The sequence below is a fragment of the Maritalea sp. genome, from assembly GCF_047634455.1.
Lineage (GTDB): Bacteria > Pseudomonadota > Alphaproteobacteria > Rhizobiales > Devosiaceae > Maritalea.
In genome coordinates this window covers 33,189-47,101 of sequence record NZ_JBLIAI010000018.1, presented here as the reverse complement: position 1 = coordinate 47,101, position 13,913 = coordinate 33,189, and the positions used below count along the sequence as shown (strand labels likewise).

Genomic DNA, 13,913 nt, shown 5'->3' with positions numbered 1-13,913 from the left:
GGGGTCTCCTTGCTGGTGCTGCCAGCAAAGGTTGGGCAAAGCGTGGCGGACGCGTTCGTTAATCGGGCCGGGTTGATCAACGTCATGTTTGGGTTTTGCGTTGCCATTGGGCTGCTGTTTACCTATTACGGTTTCTTTGCTTAGTTCAAACCGGCTGAAACAAAAGTTGAATAGGAGAGTGTAGTTATTTCTTTGCACTTCATCCTATTCACCGTTAATCCTGTTGTTAGATCGGGGGCATAGACCCCAATAACGACATGTGGAGGAAGCGAACCCAAAAGAGGTGCGCGGCTTCGCAACAAAGGGATAGCGCATGTTTGTCAGCGTATTTGAAATATTCAAGGTCTCGATTGGACCTTCGTCTTCGCACACTATGGGACCAATGGTCTCCGCCAATCGATTTGCGGAACATCTAGCAAAAAACAACGGCCGATTTGACCGTGGTGACGCGTGCATCGTGCAATGTAAATTGCAGGGATCATTGGCGTTTACGGGCAAGGGGCACGCCACAGATCAAGCAGTTTTGTTTGGGTTAATCGGTTTTTCGCCCGAGACATTTGATCGCGAAGATGCCGAAGACAAAATGGTCAAATTGCGCATCGGCAAAAGCGCTGAAATCTGTGACGGCTTTACGGTTGGCTTGGACCCAGAAACCGGTATCATTTTTGACTATGACACCATCGAGATACCGCATCCAAACACAATGGTTCTTTCGCTGATCGGTCCAGACGGCGACGTAAGGTTTCAAGAAACCTACCTCTCTATCGGCGGTGGTTTTGTGCTGACGCGCGAAGAGCATAAGAATGTCGATAAGCTCAAAATGAAGATCGAAGCGATTGCCATTCCGTTTCCGTTTCATAGCGCAAAAGAAATGCTGGAAATGGGCAAAAAGAGCGGCAAAACCATTGCTGAAATGAAACGCGCAAACGAACTCACACGGATGAGCGAAACAGATCTTGAGATCGGACTTAAGAAACTTTGGGTGGTGATGGATGATTGCGTGGAACGCGGTTTGGCGGGAACGGGGATTTTGCCCGGTGGCTTGAAGGTGCGGCGGCGCGCGGCAAATGTGCATGAAAAACTGATTGAACAACGTAAGTCCAATCAGCAAATGCCCCATGCAGCAAATGATTGGATTTCGCTCTATGCGATGGCGGTGAACGAAGAAAACGCTGCGGGCGGGCAAGTGGTGACATCACCGACAAATGGCGCGGCGGGTGTGTTCCCCGCGGTGATCAAATATTATCTAAACCATGTGCCGGGTGCCACCATTGCCAAGGCGATGGACATGCTTTTGGTTGGTGCAGCGATTGGCGGTTTGATCAAACATAATGCGTCGATTTCTGGTGCTGAAGTGGGCTGTCAGGGCGAAATTGGTTCAGCATCGGCCATGGCGGCCAGCGCGTTTTGTGCGGTTCTGGGCGGTTCCAACGAGCAAGTGGAAAATGCTGCCGAAATCGCGTTGGAACATCATTTGGGCATGACCTGCGATCCGATTGCGGGCTTGGTGCAAGTGCCATGCATAGAGCGCAACGGCATGGGGGCCATCAAAGCCATTGCTGCCGCGTCACTGGCTTTGAATGGTGATGGGGATCATATTGTGCCGCTCGATGCCTGTATCAAAACCATGTACGAAACGGGCAGAGATATGGACAGCCGCTACAAAGAAACATCATTGGGCGGCTTAAGTGTTAATCACGCCGCTTGCTGATTGAACGATGATGAAACATAGTCAACTAATTGAATTGATCGATGCGGATATAGTTCGCATTGAAGGTGGCGTCGTCGCACTGCGTGACGATCGGGTGAAACGCCACTGGCAGCTCGAACTTGCGCCTTTCCGCCTATCGAAATTTCAAGTGACACAAAAATCCTACGCATCGATTATGGGTAAAAACCCAGCAACTTTTTTTGGTGATGATCGCCCGGTCGAAAATGTGTCGTGGTATGACGCAATTGGATTTTGCAATGCCTTATCGGATGCAGCGGGGTTGGGACGCACTTACACAGTGGGTGCAAATCCAGATGATGTTTTGATCAACCAAAATGCCAATGGCTATCGCTTGCCATCAGACGGAGAATGGCAGTTTGCCGCTCTAGGTGGGCAAGAGAAACCGCGTTATGGCGAAGTGGGTGATGTGGCCTGGTACAAAGAAAATTCGGGCGGCGAAACACACCCTGTTGGTCTGAAACAACCTAACGCATATGGCCTGCATGATATGCTGGGCAACGTCTGGGAATGGTGTTTCGACATCTACGACGCCGAGATTTATGGCACCTATCGCGTGTTTCGCGGTGGTGGCTGGAACGACCCAGAGCGAGGCTGCTTGGCCACCAACCGACGGCGCAGCCACCCAACATATGGCATTGATGATGTTGGATTTCGTTTGGCGCGGAACGTCTAGTCCAAAAATTTCCAAGTGTCAGCGCCGTCAAAATGGCGAATTGGGATCGTCTTAATCACTTCAAGCTCAGCCATATTCAGGTTTAGCGCTGTGCGGCCCTTGCCGGGTGTGGTGGCGGATTGCCATAGAATGGATGTGCCGCAAGTTTTACACGTGCGGAAGTCCAATTCCTTGTCGGCGTGGCTGTAGCTCAAACTGTTTTCATCATTGGCGTTGATGGTGATATTTGCAGCGTCGGTATAAATCCACAAGGTACCCAGGCGGCGGCAGATCGAGCAGTTGCACCGGACTGTGAATTGGGGGGTGTCGCGAAACTCATAGCTTATTTCGCCGCAATGGCACTTGCCTTTGATGGTCATTTATATACTCCCGATGGTTTTAAGGCGGGCGCGCGGGTGGATTTCGTTTTGGCTCATCACCACTGTTTGTGGGCGGAAACGTTCAACAATGGCGCGCACGTGGGGGCGAATTGGCGGGGAGGTGATCAACACGGGCAATTCGCCCATTTGTGCCGCGCTTTCAAACCCGGATTGAATTTCTTGAATGAATTCATGCAAGCGCGATGGCGCCATGGCAAGGTGACGTTCAGCGCCTTCGCCGTGCAGGGCCTCGGAGAAATCGCGCTCCCATTCTGGTGATAGGGTCAGGATGGGCAGTGTGCCATCAGGCGATGAGTTGGCGGCGCATAATTGGCGGGCAAGGCGCGAACGCACATGCTCGGCGATCAGCTTGGCAGACGTCAAATTGCCTGCCACTTCGGCGATGCCTTCAAGAATAGATGCAAGATCTCGGATCGAAATGCGTTCGGAAAGCAGGCTTTGCAACACGCGTTGAATGGAAGAAACTGACACCATGTTTGGCACCATGTCGTCGACCAGTTTTTGCTGTTCTTTGGGTAAGTTGTTCAACAGTTCTTGAACGTTTGCATAGCTCAAAAGATCAGAAATATTGGTTTTGAGGACTTCGGTGAGGTGTGTTGAAATCACCGATGATGGGTCAACAATTGTATACCCCTTCACTTCGGCTTCGTCGCGAAGGCCAGCATCTACCCATGTGGCGGGCAAGCCAAATGTCGGTTCAATTGTGTGTTGGCCGGGCAGGTCAATTTGTCCGCCCATTGAGTCCATCACCATATACTGGTCGGGGTACACATTGCCTTGGCCTGCTTCAACTTCCTTGATGCGCACCACATAGTCATTGGGTTGCAATTGCATGTTATCCAAGATGCGCACTGACGGCATGATGATGCCCATATCGGTGGCCAACTGGCGCCGCAGCGCCTTAATTTGCTCGGTGAGACGATCATTGCCTTGGTCATCTTCTTTGACCAGTGAAAGTAAACCATAGCCAAGCTCAAGTTTGAGCTCATCCATTTTGAGCGAATCGGTAATGGGTGGCTCTTTATTAGGTGCGTCTTTAGCGATTTTTTCAGCAACTTTTGTCGCCAACTTTTCGTCAGCGACTTTGGCTTTGTCTGTTGAGAATTTGTAGGCCAAATAACCCGCACCAGCAGCAAGGCTGAGAAACGGTATAATCGGCATGCCCGGCATTAAAGCCATAATGCCCATCACCGCAGCGGTCATGCCCAAGGCGCGCGGATATCCAGAAAATTGTTCGGCTAGTGCTTGGTTGGCAGAGCCCGTAACACCAGCTTTTGAGACCAACAGGCCGGCCGCTGTGGAAACGATCAAAGCGGGAATTTGCGACACCAATCCATCGCCCACTGTGAGCAATGTGTAGTTGTTGGCCGCGTCGCCGATTGGCATTTGTTTTTGCCCGACGCCGATAATGATGCCCGCAGCAATGTTGATGAATGTGATCAACAAGCCCGCGATTGCGTCACCACGTACGAATTTGGACGCACCGTCCATAGCCCCAAAAAACGAGCTTTCATCTTCAAGGGTTTTCCGGCGGGTGCGGGCGGTTTCTTCGTCGATCATGCCCGCTGACAGGTCGGCGTCGATGGCCATCTGCTTGCCCGGCATCGCATCAAGGGTGAAGCGTGCAGCGACCTCCGCAATCCGGCCAGAACCTTTGGTGATAACGACAAAGTTCACAATGATCAGGATGGCAAAAACAATGATCCCGATCACAAAGTTGCCCTGCATAACGAAATTACCAAAGGCCTCGATGACGTTGCCAGCCGCATCTGTGCCCAAATGCCCATTGGCCAAAATTAACCGGGTTGATGCCAGATTGAGCGCCAAACGCATCATGGCAGCAATCAACAAAACGGTTGGAAATGCGGAGAATTCCAGCGGTGTGCGGATGAACAAGGTGGTCATCAAAATCAACACTGAGAACACGATGGAAATTGCCAATAGCATATCCAGCACGATCGCAGGCATCGGCATGATTAAAACGAACAGGATTGAAACGACGCCAATGGCTAGGGCGATATCGCCTTGCCGTAGGATGTCCAACACTGAACCAAATGATGGGAATGCAGATGTAGCGCCAGTAGTTTTGGGGCTTGGAACTTGGGATGTGTCACTCATCTATGTACTGTCGCTTTTCACGCTGCACCTGACGAGCGGTTTTCACCGGGTGCGGGTATCTGTTCACCGTTATCTGCATATTGGTTCAATTTGTTACGCAAGGTGCGGATTGAAATGCCCAATATGTTGGATGCATGGGTGCGATTGCCCAAACAATGGCCCAGCGTATCCAGAATCAGTTCTTTCTCGACGTCGGCAACTGTGCGCCCCACCATCGCGCGTGAAATGGCATCAGCGGTACTGGCAGCCTGTGCCACAATATTGTTGGCTTGTGGTGCTGCGCCAAGGCCAGAGCCGTCTGGCAAACTGATGGCTGCCGCGTCAATCTCATCGCCTGTGGCCAACAAGACCGCGCGGTGCAGTGTGTTTTCCAATTCGCGAACATTGCCGGGCCAATGTGCTTGTACCAGTTGAACCCGTGCATCGTCGGCCAAGGGACGTTCAGGCACGCCATTGGCTTTTGCGTATTTTTTGATGAAATGTTCTGCAAGGGCTAAAATGTCACCGGGACGTTCGCGCAGCGCAGGAATTTTGAGATTGACCACGTTCAGGCGGAACATCAAATCTTCGCGAAATTGACCGTTTCTGACGCTCTCATCAAGGTCGCGGTTGGATGTGGCGAGAATGCGGATGTCCACTGGAACAGGTTTGGTGCCGCCCACCCGATCAATAATTCTTTCCTGGATGGCGCGCAGCAATTTGGCTTGCAAGCGAATATCCATCTCTGAAATCTCGTCCAGCAGCAATGTGCCGCCATTGGCCTCTTCGAATTTACCGATCCGACGTGCCACTGCGCCGGTAAACGCACCTTTTTCATGGCCAAACAGCTCGCTTTCCAGCAAATTGTCGGGGATGGCCGCGCAGTTGATGGATATGAAGGGCCTGGATGCTCGTTTGGACCGCGCATGCACATATTTGGCGACAACTTCCTTACCCGAACCGCTTTCACCAGTGATCAAGACGCTGGCCTCAGATGGGGCGATCTGGTCAGCCAGTTTGACCAGTTTTGCCATGATAGGATCGCGATAAAGGAAGTCGCTTGATTCTCGGGCCACGGCTGAAATGATGGCGGCGATCAGTTCTGCATCGGGTGGCAGCGGAATATATTCTTTTGCGCCAGCACGAATAGCGTTTACGGCTGCGGCTGCGTTGCTTTCAGTTCCGCAGGCCACGACCGGAATATGGATGCGCTCGGCTTCAAGTGCTGCCAAAAGTCCTGGAATATCGGCCATGACATCGGCAAGCAGCAAATCGGCTCCGCGACCAGCGCGCAGGCTGGCTAATGCCACTTCGATATTATCAGCATGCGCAACTTTTGCGCCCCCGTCCATGGCCAGTTTAGTGGCTTGACTGAGTTGACCTTCTAACGCACCGATAATCATTAAACGCATGTGATTTTCCTTGCTGGCTTATTTTGTGAAGGCTTAGCCAGCCTTAATAATTTCTGTCATTGTGATGCCAAGCTTGTCTTCCACAAGCACGATTTCGCCGCGGGCCACAAGGCGTTGATTTACATAGATATCGATCGCTTCTCCCACCTGTCGGTCAAGTTCCACAACCGAGCCTGCATCCATTTCTAACAGGTCGGAAACCGCCATCTTCGTGCGGCCAAGAACGGCGGAAATTCGTACCGGTACGTCGAAAACGGCTTCAAGGTCGTCGGCGGTTTTTTCGGCGCTTGCTTTTCGCGCGGGCTTTTGCTCGGCTTCCATTTCTTCGAGACCGTCCAACATGGACGCCAGGCCATCATTTGGAGCTTCTACTGTGGGATCGTCTGTGTCACTCATTGGGCTTCCTCGGGGTCAATTGCTGTTGCCGGTGCGTCCATTTCTGGGTCATTTTCCAGCGGCGCAGTTGGCGGCGTTTTATGGCGCACAAATTGTGCGATTTTTTCGTCGATTTCTTGGGCTAGGTTTTCAAAATTTCGCGCTAGGCCGCCATCGGACCATTCAATCCGGCAATCACCCAAGGCAAAATCTGGTTCGCCCATAACAATTAGCCGGCCGTCAAATCCGGCTTGGTGAGCGAACTCTTTTGCGATCGGCTGAATTTTGTCTGAAAGTTGATCGTTGCATCTAATGACCAAGTGCGCGGTGCGGCCAAGTGAGGAAAGGCAGTCTTCCAACAATGCGGAAATTTCGGGTGTTGGGTTATGTTCGATCAAGTGAGCCGCAAGCTTATGTCCCACTGTTGTCGCTAGTTTGGTGGACTGTGTTAAATGGTGCTGTTGTGCATGATCTAGGGTTTGCAAAAAGTCTTTGCTACGATTTGCAAGCATTTCGACCGCAGCGGCAATCTGTTGGTTGGTCTTGCTCAGCACGGATTGCTGCCCGGTTTCCAATCCTTCATTGTAGCCTTGTTCGTGTGCCTGGGAGATAAGCAGATCAATGTCTTTTTCTTCCATAAGCTTTGTCTTGCGCGTTGATTGCGCGAGGTCTAAATCAAATGTGAACTTAGCCGGTTGGGTCATTAACCAATCATTTCTTCGTCGGAGCCGTTTTTGGTGATCACGATTTCACCTTTGGCGGCAAGGTCTTTTGCAAGGTTCACCATAGATGACTGGGCTTCATCCACATCTTTCAAACGGACAGGCCCCATCGCCTCCATATCGTCTTTCATCATCTTGGCCGCACGGGCAGACATGTTTTTGAGGAACAGTTCTCTTGTTTCTTCTGAAGCACCTTTAAGGCCCAATGTAAGCATTGGTTTTTCGATAGTCTGCAATACCGTTTGAATGGCGGTGCCGTCCAGATTGCCCAAATCATCGAATGTAAACATCAACGCTTTGATGCGTTCGGCTGCTTCAACGTCTCGTTCCTCGAGATTTGTAAGAAAACGTGCCTCAGTTTGACGATCAAAAGAGTTGAAAATGTCCGCCATCTGTTCGTGACTATCGCGCCGTCTTGTGTGCGACAGGGTTGACATGAATTCCTTGCGCAAAGTGTCTTCGATTTTTTCAACGATTTCTTTTTGCACGGGTTCAATGGCCAGCATGCGCTGAACCACATCCATCGACAATTCTTCTGGCAAGGAGGCCAACACGCGTGAGGCATGGTCGGTGGCCAGTTTTGTCATGACAACTGAAATGGTTTGTGGATATTCGTTCTTTAGAAAACTCGCCAAAATGTCTTCTTGGACGTTTGACAGTTTTTCCCAAATGTTGCGTCCGGCGGGGCCACGAATTTCTTCCATGATCATTTCCACCCGGTCTTTGGATAAGAATGAGAGCAACAAACGCTCTGTGGAATCCGCGCCGCCGTTCAAATCACCATTGGAGGTGACCCCCATTACGAATTGTGCAAAAACTTGGTCGAGCATGTCCTGGGTTACTGAACCCATGTTGGACATGGCGCGTGACAGCTGACGAATTTCGATATCGTCAAGCTCCTCAAAAATCGGTTTGCCATAGGCTGGCCCCAGCGCCATCAAGATCACCGCAGCGCGCTCGTCACCTTGAAGCTCGCGTTCTTTAGCGCTGTCTCCAACTTCGAGTTGGTTGCTTACGCCCTGCTTTGCAAGTTCATTGGCCATGGTTTACGCCGCCTCCATAAGCCAATTACGGATAATCATGGACGCCTGTTTTGGATTTTCCTGAACCAGCGTGCCAACGCGTTCTATGGCTTCGACTTGCGCTTTTCCTAAGCTGCGGGCATCATCAAGCCATGCTTCTCTTGCTTCTTCCTCGAGCGATCCAGGTCCATCAACATGCTTGCCGGATGCGTCAACGGCTTCTTGTGCGGTGACCAGCATCGGGGTTTCATCAGGCTCTAGGACCTTTTTCACCAATGGGCGCATGACGAAGAACACAAGCGCTAGACCGATCAGCAAGGTGACGGCCATTTCGATTGCTGCGAACATGTCGTCGCGGGTGAAATCAAACAGGCTGGATTCAGATGGTTCAAAGCTGAGCTCGGGGCGCTCAGCGAACTTCATGTTGAGCACTTCGAGTTGATCGCCCCGGCTGAGGTCGTAGCCGATTGCGGAACTAACCAGTGCGCGAATTTGCTCAATTTCGGCAGTTGAACGGGCGGTATATTCGGGGACGCCAGCCGCGTTGTTTATGTAAAGCCCATCAACCACAACCGCAACTGAAAGGCGTTTGATTGCGCCCGCTTCGATGACTTCGGTCTGGGTGGTTTTTGAAATTTCGTAATTGATGGTTTCTTCGGTGGTGGCGGATTGCTCGGTGGCGCCAGAGCTGTCGCCTTGGTTGGCAGAGGCGCCGGGCAATTCGTTGGCGACACTGACTTGCCCGCCATTCGCCGCACCTTGTGAATTGTTGCTCAAATCGCGGGTTTGCGCTGAACGAATAACCTGACCGTTCGGGTCGAAATTCTCCGAAGTGCGGGTCAATCGGTTCATGTCCAACTCGGCGCTGACCTGTACCCGCGCGCGTCCGGCACCAACAACGTTTGCGAGCAGTTCTTCCAGTCGGTTGCGCAAACGGCTTTCTATGGCCAATGTCCGCTCTTCGCCAATGGTTGCGAGGGCGCTTTCTTGACCGTCGGTTCCAGTTGCCAACAGTTGGCCCGCGCTATTTACAATTGAAACCATGTTGGGAGAAAGACTGTCGACGGCAGAGGCGACCAGATGCTGAACAGCGCGAATTTCGCCCGCTGAAAGTACGCCGCGCACTTCTAAGACAATTGAGGCTGAAGGTTGTTTGGCTTCGCGGCGGAATAGTTCACGTTCGGGCAGAACCAAGTGCACGCGAGCTGACTTTACCCGGGTGAGGGAAGATATTGTGCGGGCCAATTCGCCTTCAAGGGCGCGCAAATGGTTGAGGTTTTGCACAAAGCTTGTGGCACCAAGCGTGTTTTGTTGGTCAAAGATTTCGTAACCGACTTGGCCTTTGTTGGGCAAACCACTTTCAGCCAAGCTCATCCTAATGGTTGTGATCTGATCGCGCGGCACCAAAATGCTTTCGCCGTCGCCTTTAATTTCGAACGGAACGCCCATGGTGCGTAACTCTTTTACGATTGCCGCCGAATCTTCAAATTCAAGCCCTGAATAAACAGGTGCCATTTGTGGAGAGGTGACCCTGAAAATCAGAAACCCAAAGAATCCAACCATCAAAACCGCTGTCACGGCCATGGCAGCAACCCGGGCTATGCCCAATCGCGCCAGAAACTCGCCAAATCCGTTCACTCGTCCACCCAACTCAAAATTGATTTCCAACAAATTGCGGAAAAATTTCCCGCTAGGCAAAAATTACCTAGGAGGTGGTAAACATAGTGTTAATCATTGGCTCAAAAAGGGAAAATAGTGGGGAAAAAATTGCCGCACACAAAAAAGCCCACCAAAATGGCGGACTTTTCATGCAGTTTGCAAAAATGATGAAGGTTCAGCGACTTAATGGTCGCGGTAATGTTGAACCCATGTTGTGCGCAAGCCGGCTAAACCGTGCTTATCAATAGCGGCTTGCCAGTTTAAAAACTCGTCTACGCTTAACGTGTACCTTGTACAAGCCTCTTCCAGGCTCAACAATCCTCCACGAACAGCTGCGACGACCTCTGCCTTGCGGCGGATCACCCATCTTCGGGTATTTGTAGGCGGCAGATCAGCAATCGTTAAAGGGCTGCCATCTGGACCTATGACGTATTTTACTCGTGGACGCATCTGTGCGGTCATTTTACTCACTACTCAAAAACCTGACCAATTATTGTCTTAACCTAGCGCACCAGCCTTAAAATTTGACTAAGCCAATGGTTAGAATTGGTTAAGGGTGTTTGTTAAGAGTCTGGTGAGGAGAAGGGGAGTTGGGTGTGCTTTGCCTGGCTTTGGTTGTCAAAGGTCCTCACTACTGTTTATGCTCGAACTAAGATGATGATTGATGTTTTTAGAATATGTAAAGTTTGGTATTTGGGGGTGCAATCAGAATGCGGCTATTCGCTAGCAAGACATTGCGTGGTTTTCTGAAGTGCGCACCAAAGTGCACGAGACGTTCGATAAAGTTGCGCTCGCGATGATGGCATTGCCAAGATATCGCAGCCTGTCTTTGCTTGATTTGAACCATGTGCTTTTGGAACCGCTGGTGCGGGATCGGGTTGCCATTGCTTCAAATGCTAAGAAGTCAGAAGACGGTGAAACGCCCTCTTTGGAAGCACTTTCAGGCGTGGCGATTTGGGCTTCGGTTTCTGAAGAAGTCGACGCAAAAATCCGCGAGCAGATCAAAGCTGGTGTGTTTCCTGTGCGGTTAGGGGCTGATGAATGGAATTCAGGTTCCATCAATTGGTTGTTTGACGTTATTGCGCCGAACCAAAAGCTGACCACCTCGGTAATTGCGAACTTCAAACAAGTAATCAAAGAAGGCGATTTGCGCATTCATCCGCTGATCACGCGTTTGGTTGATCCTGACACATTGAAAAAAATGGGCGCCGCACCTGTGGCGAAAACCGAAGACGCATAATTAGGTTCATCCACGGAATCAAACAACTACTTTAAGCGGCAGAAACGGCGGCTGAAACCTGGTCGCCACCTCTGTCTGAATACTGAAAACAATATTTATGGTGGCACCATGCCGATGAGACAAATTGAAGTTATGGCCAACTCTGTTCAGATTTTTGAGCGGGCGAGTTATGTGAAATCAGCCTTTATGTGCATGTCGCATTCTATGCGAACATCTTGGTTGCCAGCGCTTGCTGCTTTGCTGGCAATTTTTCTTTTGTCGGGTTGTGACCAACGTCGTGACTGGCATCAAAAAATGTCGCTGACGGTGGAAACACCCGATGGGGTGAAGTCCGCTTTGTCCGTTATTGAAGTTAAGTCCAGATATGTTGGACCAGATTCAATGGGCAATGAGGTTTTCTATGGCTTACGTGGCGAGGCAGTGACGATGGAGATCGCGCCGGGTCGCTATTTGTTTGTGCTGCTGGAAGAAAGTTTCTCTGAACTTTATTATCGGTCATCTCCCGAAAGTTTCTCCAATCCAAAAAATCGCGGCAAATGGCTTGCAGAAATGCCATCCATGCGTGAGGTCGTGAATGTACCTTGGGATCGTTTCCCTATGCTGGTCACCTTTGACGATATCAAAAATCCAGCAAGCGTTAAGCGCGTTAATCCAAGCAAACTAGCGGCCAGCTTTGGCCAGGGCTATCGGTTCAAATCCATCACTCTAGAAATAACCGACGAACCAGTCACGGAAGGCCGAATTGGGGGCGTTTTGGGGTGGTTAGAGCAGCTTGAAGGCGGATATTTGCATGGTGGGTTCACTTCAAAGGGTGCGCCGTTAGGGTTGACCGGATTAGAATTTGTGAGGAAGAAAAAATGACAGTCTCAAAAGATCTATTTCTCGCTATTCTAGCGATGGATTCTTACAATCGAGGTTATGGCGCTGGCATCGATGGTCTCGGCGGCGAAAACGCTAGCCTTGGAACTGCGACAATTGATCAAGATAAGGGTGACGCCGAAGCGCAAGAAGCGGGCTTCTACGCAGTCTCCTATGACACTGAATATGGCACGGTTGTTTCCTATCGTGGCACGGATAATCCTTCAGTTTTCGCAGATGAAGTAAACGGAGCTGGCGACATCACAGCGGGCTGGGTAACTGGGGGTGGTGTTTGCAATTACGGTGACAGTTTACAAAATAGTTGAAGCCATTTCCCATTGGGCAGCCGTTTCAATTACGGTGACAGTTTACTTAATTCTAGGTTGGGATACGATTACGGGAAGGTCATCAATTTAAAGGGGAATGAACATTGGCGAGACTAGCAAGATTGGTTGTTCCTGGGTTGCCGCATCATGTTACGCAGCGCGGAAACAGGCGACAGCCTACATTTTTTGAAGAGGCAGACTACGCCTACTATTTGGAGCTAATCTCTGCTGCGGCAAAAAAGAGCGGCTGTGAGATTTGGTGTTACTGTTTGATGCCTAATCACGTGCACTTTATTGTCATTCCATCAGATGTGGATGGATTGCGAAGGATGTTTGCCGATGCCCACCGCCGCTACACCGGCTATGTTAACGCGCGGTTGAAAGTTACCGGTCACCTCTGGCAAGGTCGGTTTGGTTCGGTGGTGATGGATGAAGAGCATTTGGCGAACGCTGTTCGGTATGTTTCGCTCAATCCGGTTCGCGCAAAGCTGGTTCAAAAAGCGCAAAACTGGAAGTGGTCAAGCGTGCTGGCGCACATTATTGGGAAAACTGACGGGGTCGTTACGGTCAAGCCGGTACTCGAGAGGTATGGAGAATTCTCACATTTTGTCGATCTGGTCCCTGAAGGAGAATACGATTACTCGCCATTGCGCAGCTCGGAAACCAGCGGCCGCCCATTGGGTTCAAATGACTGGATAAAGGAATTGGAGCACCGTACAAAACGATCACTACTTCCACAAAAACGTGGGCCGAAGCCAATAATTAAGTAAACTGTCACCGTAACCCTAACTGTCACCGTAACCCACCGTAACCCCGTAACCCTAATTTGTAACCATAAACTGTCACCGTAATCGAAGAATTAAGTAAACTGTCACCGTAATTTACGTAATTTACCGTAATTTTCGTAATTCGTAATTTTAAATTCCATTAGCGTAGGATTTCGTCCCCAGCCGGAGCAGACCCCTACATCTGTACCAATTGCGTTTCGTACTGAATTGACCACAATCGAGGCCGAATGAATAGTCCTTGTGGGAGCAAGGCATCATAGTCAGCGCTTTATGAAGGAAGATTCAATGAACAAGTCACGATTAGCAATGATCACGTCGGCACTTACCATCGGCCTAATTTCGGCGACACCTGGTTCTGCAACCGAATTGGACATGGCCATAAAGGGCGCCAACTTTACTGTGTGGACAACCATGGCAGAGTGCGTTGCCGATGCGCCGAGAAGTGACTGCGCCTACTATCTCAGGCCCGACCTTGCCTGTGGCTGGAGCGTTTACGCTGCAGATTATGTCCGTAGAGATGTTACAAATTCTTATGTAAATGGAGGAAGTGTATCATTGAACACGATCAAGTATGATTCGGGTCGACGTTACTTTGACCAGCTTGTTTGCACACTTAAAAAGTAATGGTT

General features: G+C 50.5%; 15 protein-coding genes. 7 read left to right on the top strand and 8 right to left on the bottom strand.

Going from position 1 to position 13,913, the window contains the following annotated elements; genetic code table 11:
* Positions 1-313 precede the first annotated feature (313 nt).
* Positions 314-1,711, top strand: coding sequence for an L-serine ammonia-lyase (locus ACJAZW_RS07020; RefSeq protein ID WP_415156451.1), 1,398 nt, complete (start codon positions 314-316; stop codon positions 1,709-1,711).
* A 7-nt stretch (positions 1,712-1,718) separates the two neighbouring features.
* A complete protein-coding gene (locus tag ACJAZW_RS07015) occupies positions 1,719-2,405 on the top strand; it encodes a formylglycine-generating enzyme family protein (protein WP_415156449.1) in 687 nt (228 codons plus the stop codon).
* On the opposite strand, the gene ACJAZW_RS07010 is transcribed toward ACJAZW_RS07015, so the two are convergent.
* The 8 genes from ACJAZW_RS07010 to ACJAZW_RS06975 all read right to left on the bottom strand — a co-directional run bounded on the left by ACJAZW_RS07010 (position 2,402) and on the right by ACJAZW_RS06975 (position 10,534).
* The gene (locus ACJAZW_RS07010) at positions 2,402-2,764 is read right to left on the bottom strand and encodes a GFA family protein (RefSeq protein WP_415156447.1); all 363 of its coding nucleotides are present in this window, start codon (positions 2,762-2,764) and stop codon (positions 2,402-2,404) included. The two genes, ACJAZW_RS07015 and ACJAZW_RS07010, sit on opposite strands and share 4 nt — an antisense overlap.
* Positions 2,765-4,903 carry a flagellar biosynthesis protein FlhA gene (gene flhA / locus ACJAZW_RS07005; protein ID WP_415156445.1) on the bottom strand — a complete coding sequence of 713 codons (2,139 nt, stop codon included), beginning with the start codon at positions 4,901-4,903 and terminating at the stop codon, positions 2,765-2,767.
* A 17-nt stretch (positions 4,904-4,920) separates the two neighbouring features.
* Positions 4,921-6,294 carry a sigma-54-dependent transcriptional regulator gene (locus tag ACJAZW_RS07000; protein WP_415156443.1) on the bottom strand — a complete coding sequence of 458 codons (1,374 nt, stop codon included), beginning with the start codon at positions 6,292-6,294 and terminating at the stop codon, positions 4,921-4,923.
* A gap of 33 nt (positions 6,295-6,327) precedes the next feature.
* Positions 6,328-6,690, bottom strand: a complete 363-nt coding sequence (fliN, locus tag ACJAZW_RS06995; RefSeq protein WP_415156441.1) for a flagellar motor switch protein FliN — start codon at positions 6,688-6,690, stop codon at positions 6,328-6,330.
* Positions 6,687-7,373, bottom strand: coding sequence for a hypothetical protein (locus ACJAZW_RS06990; RefSeq protein ID WP_415156439.1), 687 nt, complete (start codon positions 7,371-7,373; stop codon positions 6,687-6,689). Before ACJAZW_RS06990 ends, fliN begins: the two co-directional genes overlap by 4 nt.
* Entirely contained in the window at positions 7,373-8,434 is a 1,062-nt protein-coding gene (gene fliG / locus ACJAZW_RS06985; protein ID WP_415156437.1) for a flagellar motor switch protein FliG, read from the bottom strand. The genes ACJAZW_RS06990 and fliG overlap by 1 nt, the downstream gene beginning before the upstream one ends.
* A 3-nt stretch (positions 8,435-8,437) precedes the next feature.
* A complete protein-coding gene (fliF, locus tag ACJAZW_RS06980; RefSeq protein WP_415156435.1) occupies positions 8,438-10,084 on the bottom strand; it encodes a flagellar basal-body MS-ring/collar protein FliF in 1,647 nt (548 codons plus the stop codon).
* Positions 10,085-10,255: 171 nt separating this feature from the next.
* Positions 10,256-10,534: a DUF1153 domain-containing protein gene (locus ACJAZW_RS06975; RefSeq protein WP_269394777.1), complete on the bottom strand. Its 279-nt coding sequence runs from the start codon at positions 10,532-10,534 to the stop codon at positions 10,256-10,258.
* A 289-nt stretch (positions 10,535-10,823) separates the two neighbouring features.
* On the opposite strand from ACJAZW_RS06975, the gene ACJAZW_RS06970 reads away from it, so the two are divergent.
* From ACJAZW_RS06970 to ACJAZW_RS06950, 5 genes are all read left to right on the top strand, one after another.
* Positions 10,824-11,312: a toxin-activating lysine-acyltransferase gene (locus ACJAZW_RS06970; protein WP_415156432.1), complete on the top strand. Its 489-nt coding sequence runs from the start codon at positions 10,824-10,826 to the stop codon at positions 11,310-11,312.
* A gap of 108 nt (positions 11,313-11,420) precedes the next feature.
* Entirely contained in the window at positions 11,421-12,173 is a 753-nt protein-coding gene (locus tag ACJAZW_RS06965) for a hypothetical protein (RefSeq protein ID WP_415156430.1), read from the top strand.
* Complete coding sequence (locus ACJAZW_RS06960; protein ID WP_415156428.1) at positions 12,170-12,496, top strand: hypothetical protein; 327 nt, start codon at positions 12,170-12,172, stop codon at positions 12,494-12,496. Before ACJAZW_RS06965 ends, ACJAZW_RS06960 begins: the two co-directional genes overlap by 4 nt.
* Before the next feature lie 104 nt (positions 12,497-12,600).
* On the top strand, positions 12,601-13,266 hold the full coding sequence (locus ACJAZW_RS06955) for a transposase (RefSeq protein ID WP_415156426.1): 666 nt from the start codon (positions 12,601-12,603) through the stop codon (positions 13,264-13,266).
* Positions 13,267-13,569: 303 nt separating this feature from the next.
* Positions 13,570-13,908 (top strand): hypothetical protein, encoded by a 339-nt coding sequence (locus ACJAZW_RS06950; RefSeq protein WP_415156424.1) that lies wholly within the window; start codon positions 13,570-13,572, stop codon positions 13,906-13,908.
* The last annotated feature ends 5 nt before the right edge of the window (positions 13,909-13,913 follow it).

Excerpts from the sequence above, each read along its gene's own strand:
- ACJAZW_RS07020 (WP_415156451.1), top strand. The coding sequence starts at position 314 with ATGTTTGTCAGCGTATTTGAAATATTCAAGGTCTCGATTGGACCTTCG.
- ACJAZW_RS07015 (WP_415156449.1), top strand. The coding sequence starts at position 1,719 with ATGATGAAACATAGTCAACTAATTGAATTGATCGATGCGGATATAGTT.
- ACJAZW_RS07010 (WP_415156447.1), bottom strand. The coding sequence starts at position 2,764 with ATGACCATCAAAGGCAAGTGCCATTGCGGCGAAATAAGCTATGAGTTT.
- flhA (WP_415156445.1), bottom strand. The coding sequence starts at position 4,903 with ATGAGTGACACATCCCAAGTTCCAAGCCCCAAAACTACTGGCGCTACA.
- ACJAZW_RS07000 (WP_415156443.1), bottom strand. The coding sequence starts at position 6,294 with ATGCGTTTAATGATTATCGGTGCGTTAGAAGGTCAACTCAGTCAAGCC.
- fliN (WP_415156441.1), bottom strand. The coding sequence starts at position 6,690 with ATGAGTGACACAGACGATCCCACAGTAGAAGCTCCAAATGATGGCCTG.
- ACJAZW_RS06990 (WP_415156439.1), bottom strand. The coding sequence starts at position 7,373 with ATGACCCAACCGGCTAAGTTCACATTTGATTTAGACCTCGCGCAATCA.
- fliG (WP_415156437.1), bottom strand. The coding sequence starts at position 8,434 with ATGGCCAATGAACTTGCAAAGCAGGGCGTAAGCAACCAACTCGAAGTT.
- ACJAZW_RS06975 (WP_269394777.1), bottom strand. The coding sequence starts at position 10,534 with ATGACCGCACAGATGCGTCCACGAGTAAAATACGTCATAGGTCCAGAT.
- ACJAZW_RS06965 (WP_415156430.1), top strand. The coding sequence starts at position 11,421 with ATGCCGATGAGACAAATTGAAGTTATGGCCAACTCTGTTCAGATTTTT.
- ACJAZW_RS06960 (WP_415156428.1), top strand. The coding sequence starts at position 12,170 with ATGACAGTCTCAAAAGATCTATTTCTCGCTATTCTAGCGATGGATTCT.
- ACJAZW_RS06950 (WP_415156424.1), top strand. The coding sequence starts at position 13,570 with ATGAACAAGTCACGATTAGCAATGATCACGTCGGCACTTACCATCGGC.